General features: G+C 82.1%; 1 protein-coding gene. It reads left to right on the plus strand.

From position 1 onward, the window contains the following. The coding region (locus AWW66_RS34730; protein WP_169807213.1) for a hypothetical protein at positions 1-181 on the plus strand (181 nt) is incomplete at its 5' end. Between the last annotated feature and the right edge of the window lie 1,347 nt (positions 182-1,528).

Below are 1,528 nucleotides of genomic sequence, written 5' to 3' on the forward strand. Positions count from 1 at the left end.
CGGGACCGGCTACGCCCGGGGCGACGTCGGACGCCGGCCCGTCCTGGCGCGGGCCACCCCGATGCGGGCCGGGCTGCCGTGGACCAGCCTGAGGCGACGAACCACCCTGCTGGGGTCCCGACTGGTGCGGCCCCGACTGACGCGGACCCGGCTGGTGCGGTCCCGACTGGTGCTGACCTGAATGGTGCGGACCCGGCTGACGCCCGCCTGGCTGGTGCGGACCGTCCGGGCGGGGCGCGTCGGCGGGAGGGCCGTCCGGACGGCTGTCCGGGTCCGGGCCGCCCGGTACCGGCACCCGGGATCGCACGGCCCCGGTCGCCGGACCGGGGGCACGCCCCGCGCCCGGTGGTGGGGCGGATGCCCGCCCGGCCCCGGGCGGGGGTCCGACCGGATGCTCACCGGCCCGGCCGGCGGCCGGCGGACGCCCCGCCGGATGTCCCCCGGTCGGCTCGTCCGTCGACGCTCGTGCGGGCGCTGCCCCGTCGGCCGCCGGACGGCCCGGTGGCCGACCGCCCTCGGACGGACGCACCGTCGGATGCCCACCCGACCGTGCGCGCAGCGTCGGGTGCGCGCCCGAGGGCTGGGGCGGCACCGCATGCGGGCCCGACGGCGGGCGCAGCGTCGAGTGCCCATCCGACGGTGGAGGCAGGGTCGAGTGCGCGCCCGACGGCGGGCGCAGCGTCGAGTGAGCGCCCGACGGTGGAGGCAGGGTCGGGTGCCCGCCCGACGGCGGGCGCAGCGCGGCGGGCCCGCCCGACGGCGGCACCGTGGGGTACCCGCCGGAGGGTGGGCGCGGCGACGGGGATCCACCGTCCGGGGGCGTCGCCTGGCCGCCACCCGGGCCGGGGTCCGGGCCGGCTGCCGGCCGTGTCCCCGTACCGGGCCGGGCGGTGGTGGGGCCGTCGTCGTCCTCGCGGGCCCGTCGGCGTCCGCCACCGGACCGGCGCGGCGCGTACTCGCCGCGCGGCGGCAGCGGCCCCGAGTCCTCCACACCGGGTACGGCGGCGCGACCGCCGGCCGCCGGAGCGGCCGGGCCCTGGTGGGGCGGCACCGCGCGCGGCGGCACCTCGGGGGCGTTACCCGAGCGCGGAACCTCCGGTACCTCGGGGGCGTTGCCGGAGCGGGGCACCACCGGCACCTCGGGCGCGTTGCCCGACCGCGGGACCACCGGCTCGGCGGGCTCGGCGGCCCGTCGCCGGCCGATCGGACGAGCCGGTGGGCGCTCGTCGGTGCCCGCCGGCTCGCCGCCGGACAGTCGATCCCCGCCGGTCGGTCGTTCCCCGGTGGCTGGTAGTTCCCCGCTGGCCGAAGCAGCCGGCCCGAAGCGTCCCTGCTCGGCACCCCGCTGCCCGGTCGGCGGCCGGCTGACCGCCTCGCCGACGCCGTCACCTGCGGGCCGAGGTGGCGGGGCCGCATCCGTCGGCCGGCCCGCCGCACCGAGCGGCGCCCGGGGCGGCACGGGGGCACCGGGCCACGGCCCGTCCACCGGCCGGGAGCGGGGGCCGCCGGACTCTGGCCGGCCCCGGCG

The organism is Micromonospora rosaria (genome assembly GCF_001567585.1).
In the GTDB taxonomy this organism is placed as follows: Bacteria; Actinomycetota; Actinomycetes; order Mycobacteriales; family Micromonosporaceae; genus Micromonospora; species Micromonospora rosaria.